This is a genomic window from Gudongella sp. DL1XJH-153 (genome assembly GCF_049310905.1).
GTDB lineage: Bacteria > Bacillota > Clostridia > Tissierellales > Tissierellaceae > Gudongella.
This window is the reverse complement of sequence record NZ_JBMEMN010000074.1, coordinates 1-1,662: the sequence shown is the minus strand read 5'-3', so window position 1 is coordinate 1,662 and position 1,662 is coordinate 1. Positions and strand designations below refer to the sequence as shown.

Sequence of the window (1,662 nt, the reverse complement as noted above, 5' to 3'; positions counted from 1 at the left end):
TGAACCTAGATAACTAAACAGTTGTGAGAACTTTGAATAAACCAAGAATCAATTTTTTAAAAACAAATAATATTGAGCTAGACAAACTTTTAATGAGAGTTTGATCCTGGCTCAGGACGAACGCTGGCGGCGTGCCTAACACATGCAAGTCGAGCGAAGTGATTTTCGATGAAATTTTCGGATGGATTCTTAAATCATCTTAGCGGCGAACGGGTGAGTAACGCGTGAGAAACCTGCCTTTCACAAAGGGATAGCCTCGGGAAACTGGGATTAATACCTTATGACACTTTAACCTCGCATGAGGAATAAGTTAAAGCGTAAAGCGGTGAAAGATGGTCTCGCGTCCTATTAGCTAGTTGGTGAGGTAACGGCTCACCAAGGCCATGATAGGTAGCCGGCCTGAGAGGGTGAACGGCCACACTGGAACTGAGACACGGTCCAGACTCCTACGGGAGGCAGCAGTGGGGAATATTGCACAATGGAGGAAACTCTGATGCAGCGACGCCGCGTGAATGATGAAGGCCTTCGGGTCGTAAAATTCTGTCCTTGGGGAAGATAATGACGGTACCCAAGGAGGAAGCCCCGGCTAACTACGTGCCAGCAGCCGCGGTAATACGTAGGGGGCAAGCGTTGTCCGGAATTATTGGGCGTAAAGGGTTCGCAGGCGGTCTGATAAGTCAGATGTGAAAGGCAATGGCTCAACCATTGTAAGCATTTGAAACTGTCAGACTTGAGTTAAGGAGAGGAAAGTGGAATTCCTAGTGTAGCGGTGAAATGCGTAGATATTAGGAGGAATACCAGTGGCGAAGGCGACTTTCTGGACTTATACTGACGCTGAGGAACGAAAGCGTGGGGAGCAAACAGGATTAGATACCCTGGTAGTCCACGCCGTAAACGATGAGTGCTAGGTGTTGGGGGTCAAACCTCGGTGCCGCAGCTAACGCATTAAGCACTCCGCCTGGGGAGTACGTACGCAAGTATGAAACTCAAAGGAATTGACGGGGACCCGCACAAGCAGCGGAGCATGTGGTTTAATTCGAAGCAACGCGAAGAACCTTACCAGGGCTTGACATGCCACTGACCGCGCCAGAGATGGTGTTTTACCTTCGGGTACAGTGGACACAGGTGGTGCATGGTTGTCGTCAGCTCGTGTCGTGAGATGTTGGGTTAAGTCCCGCAACGAGCGCAACCCCTATTTTTAGTTGCCATCATTAAGTTGGGCACTCTAGAGAGACTGCCGATGACAAATCGGAGGAAGGTGGGGATGACGTCAAATCATCATGCCCTTTATGCCCTGGGCTACACACGTGCTACAATGGTCGGTACAGCGAGGAGCAAACCAGCGATGGCAAGCAAATCTCTAAAAGCCGATCCCAGTTCGGATTGCAGGCTGCAACTCGCCTGCATGAAGTCGGAGTTGCTAGTAATCGCGGATCAGAATGTCGCGGTGAATGCGTTCCCGGGTCTTGTACACACCGCCCGTCACACCATGGGAGTTGTCAATACCCGAAGCCAGTGAGCTAACCAGTAATGGAGGCAGCTGTCGAAGGTAGGGGCGATGACTGGGGTGAAGTCGTAACAAGGTAGCCGTATCGGAAGGTGCGGCTGGATCACCTCCTTTCTAAGGAAGATAATTCAAGTTCTCACACACTGTTTGTTATA

General features: G+C 50.2%; 1 rRNA gene. It reads left to right on the top strand.

From position 1 onward, the window contains the following. Positions 1 to 88 precede the first annotated feature (88 nt). Positions 89 to 1,621, top strand: a 16S ribosomal RNA gene (locus ACOEN1_RS13380). The last annotated feature ends 41 nt before the right edge of the window (positions 1,622 to 1,662 follow it).